Consider the following 3,492-nt stretch of genomic DNA (forward strand, 5'->3'; position numbering starts at 1 on the left):
TAAAAAACTGCCTTTTTCTTGACAGAATAGAGCGCCCAAACGAAGCTCCTTTGCTGGCCTAGAAAAATTCAGCTTTTTTAAACAAGATTGAAACGGTGAGCGGGATTTAGCTAATTAGAAAAATTAACTATTCGAAATTAATCGCCTTCACTGGAGAAATTCTAGTTATTATATAGGATGGAATTAATAATACGAGGAAACAAATGGTAATGGTTAATAAATTTAATACTAAAATATACCCTATACTAATATAAACTGGTGCTTGATTGACATAATAATTTTCGGGATTGAGTTTTATTAGGCCGAAATGTTGTTGGATTACTAGCAATGAAATTCCAATTAAGTTACCCCAGAATAATCCTCTTACTATTAAATAAAGGGCATTATAAAGAAATATTTTTCGAACAGACCAATTGTTTGCGCCTAATGCTTTTAAAATCCCTATCATTTGTGTACGTTCAAGTATAAGGACTAAAAGCGCAACTACCATATTGATTGTTGCAACTATAATCATGACAATTAAAATAACTATGATATTGAAATCGAATAGTTGTAACCATTCGAAAATATAACTGTATTTTTCGATAATGGATTGAGAGTCTAGTGTTGACGATGTCTGGGTGTACACTTTCTCGCCCGTTTCTTCTATTCTGTCAAAATCATTTACAAAGACTTCGAAGGCTCCGATCTCATTTGTATTCCACTTGTTAATTCTTTGTATGTGGCGAATATCCCCAATGATATAAGTTGCATCAAAATCTTGAAAACCTGAATTAAATATTCCTACAATATCAAAATTTCTGATGTTATACCCATTCTCTTTTATAAAATAAGTATTAAACTGATCTCCGACTTTTAGATACAATCTATCAGCCAGAAATTGAGATATAATTACCTCCTCGTTAATATTCCCCGCAAGATTGGGAACTCTTCCTTTTATGATGTATTCTTTTATATTTTTCCATTCGTAATCTTTTCCTACTCCTTTTAAGACTATTCCTTCAAAAGCAGTTTCTGTACGTATCATACCCGATTTACTAGCAACAGCTTGTATGTGTCTAATTTGGGAAACTGAAGTGAACTTTGGATAAAAATTTTGTTTTATTGAAATGGGTTTTATTGTAGCTTCCGATTGATTATTATCGTAGTTAGAAATGATAATATGTCCATTGAAGGCTGCCACTTTCTCACGGATTTTTTGTTGCAATCCAATTCCTGTTGCCACAGAGACAATCATCATAATCATACCTATTGCTATTGCAGAAATGGCAATTTTTATAATTGGCGCAGAGATACTGCTTTTATAGTTTTTGGTAGTTACAAGTCTTTTTGCTATAAAATATTCTAAATTCAATTTGATTTATTTTTGTTTAATTACAAATATACAAAAAGTTAAAGGTCACATTCTTTAATTAAAATTAGAAAGTGATGTGAGGGTCTACAAAGGGATTCGCTTTTTCATTTCTTCCACAATATTAAAAGCTGCTGGACAAATAGCTACATTTTGCAGAGTCAAATCGGTAATTTGATTGAATTTTTTTCTGTCCGTATGTGGAAATTCTCGACAGGCTTTTGGACGAACATCATAAATCATACAGGCATTTTCACTGTCTAAAAAGGAACAGGGAACGCTCTTCAGAACATAATCTCTATCTTCGTCAACGCGAAGATATTGCTCAATAAACTGCTGTGGTTTTTGTCTCAAATACTTTGAAATTCGCTCAATATCTGCCAAAGTAAACAAAGGCCCAGTAGTTTTACAACAGTTGGCACATTCCAAACAATTGGTTTTTTTGAATTCCGAATCATGCAAATCCTGCATAACATAATCTAAATTTTTAGGCGTTTTCTTTTTTAGCTTATCAAAATACTTTTTGTTTTCGATATGCTTATCTTTGGCCTCTTTAGGAAGATTGTTTAGGATTTGTTTCAAATTTCAGGTTTGCTACGACCGTTCGTGTTCGATCGGGTCAAGTTATACTGCAAAAATAGAACATTTTAAACTTGAAACTTTAAACCTGAAACTAAAATTTATGAAAGACCTTTTCGGAAAAGCCATACTCGATTTTCAAACTAATAATTCTCCCGAAGATTTAATTACCGAAACCACCATTTCTGAAGAAGACGAAATGAGTGTTGCCTATCTTTTTCGCTCTTATGACGAGATGCCACTAATAGAACAACGTGCTTTGCAACTCGCCAAAGGAAAAATTCTAGACGTAGGATGCGGCGCTGGAAGCCATAGTTTAACCTTGCAAAACGACCGAAATCTTGATGTAACCGCTATTGATATTTCACAAAATGCGATTCAGGCTTGTGTACTTCGCGGTTTGAAAAAAGCAAAAGTACAAGATGTAATGACATTGGAAAACGAAAAATTTGATACTATTTTACTGCTAATGAATGGCGCTGGAATGTGTGGAAGATTGAGAAACATCCCCAATTTTCTTTTTAAACTAAAATCATTATTGAATCCAGACGGACAAATTTTATTGGACAGTTCCGATATTATTTATATGTTTGATGACGACGATGATGGTGGAAAATGGATTGAATCGCAAAACGAATATTATGGTGAAATCGTTTTTAATATTACCTACAAAGGCGAGAAAGAAAAGCCATTTGACTGGATGTTTATTGATTACAATACTTTACAAAATGCAGCTTTCGCCAATGGGTTACAATGCGAATTAAGTCTTGAAGGAGAACATTATGATTATTTAGCAAGGCTTTCGATTTAATAAAAACTAAACTATTTACATCTATGGAAAATCAAATATTAGAAAAATTACGGCATCCAATAGGGAAATTTACAGCTCCAGAAAGGTATTCTAAAGAATACCTCGCAGAAAAAATAGCCGAAATCGCCTCTTTCCCAGAAAAATTAAATAAGGAAGTCATTTCTTTAACCGAAGAACAACTTGATACTGAATATCGCCAAGACGGTTGGACAATTCGCCAAGTTATCCATCATTGTGCTGATAGTCACATGAATTGTTTTATTAGAATAAAGTGGGCTTTGACCGAAGACAAACCAACCATAAAATTCTATCACGAAGACCTTTGGTCTGAATTAGAAGATAATTTGACAATGCCAATTCAGCCCACATTGTCATTACTTGAAGGATTGCATTTTCGATTGGCTTACTTGATGAAAAGCCTATCGGAAGCTGATTTAGAAAAATTATTCATCCATCCTGAACATAATGCCAAATTTAAAATCAAAGAAATTATTGGTACTTATGCCTGGCATGGAAACCATCATTTAGCCCATATTACAGAATTAAAGAAGCTGAAAAATTGGAAGTAAATTTCATTTTAAAACTTATTTTTTTAACTATTTTCAATAAAATTTGGCACTTATCCCTTTAATGGAATGTTAATTATTTTTTTTTATATTAGCATTTTAAAAATATACTATGGCTTTACAAGATGATTATATTGGTGATGATGTTCCCGACGATTTAAAAGAAATAATGCAAACCAAAGGTA

At 32.7% G+C, this 3,492-nt stretch carries 4 protein-coding genes; 2 read left to right on the forward strand and 2 right to left on the reverse strand.

Translation table 11 applies throughout. From position 1 onward, the window contains the following. Nucleotides 1-127: 127 nt before the first annotated feature. Both RMO53_RS10390 and RMO53_RS10395 read right to left on the reverse strand, forming a co-directional pair. Nucleotides 128-1,354, reverse strand: coding sequence for an FtsX-like permease family protein (locus RMO53_RS10390; RefSeq protein WP_310380325.1), 1,227 nt, complete (start codon nucleotides 1,352-1,354; stop codon nucleotides 128-130). 84 nt (nucleotides 1,355-1,438) lie between these two features. Further along, nucleotides 1,439-1,933, reverse strand: a complete 495-nt coding sequence (locus tag RMO53_RS10395) for a YkgJ family cysteine cluster protein (protein ID WP_310380327.1) — start codon at nucleotides 1,931-1,933, stop codon at nucleotides 1,439-1,441. Nucleotides 1,934-2,033: 100 nt separating this feature from the next. Between RMO53_RS10395 and RMO53_RS10400 the strand changes: the two genes are divergently transcribed. Both RMO53_RS10400 and RMO53_RS10405 read left to right on the forward strand, forming a co-directional pair. Further along, entirely contained in the window at nucleotides 2,034-2,741 is a 708-nt protein-coding gene (locus RMO53_RS10400) for a class I SAM-dependent methyltransferase (RefSeq protein ID WP_310380329.1), read from the forward strand. 23 nt (nucleotides 2,742-2,764) lie between these two features. Next, a complete protein-coding gene (locus RMO53_RS10405) occupies nucleotides 2,765-3,310 on the forward strand; it encodes a YfiT family bacillithiol transferase (RefSeq protein WP_310380331.1) in 546 nt (181 codons plus the stop codon). The last annotated feature ends 182 nt before the right edge of the window (nucleotides 3,311-3,492 follow it).

Origin of the sequence: Flavobacterium sp., assembly GCF_031409475.1 — a bacterium.
Classification (GTDB): domain Bacteria; phylum Bacteroidota; class Bacteroidia; order Flavobacteriales; family Flavobacteriaceae; genus Flavobacterium.

Coding starts and splice junctions, on each gene's coding strand:
- RMO53_RS10405 (WP_310380331.1), top strand. CDS start 2,765: ATGGAAAATCAAATATTAGAAAAATTACGGCATCCAATAGGGAAATTT.
- RMO53_RS10400 (WP_310380329.1), top strand. CDS start 2,034: ATGAAAGACCTTTTCGGAAAAGCCATACTCGATTTTCAAACTAATAAT.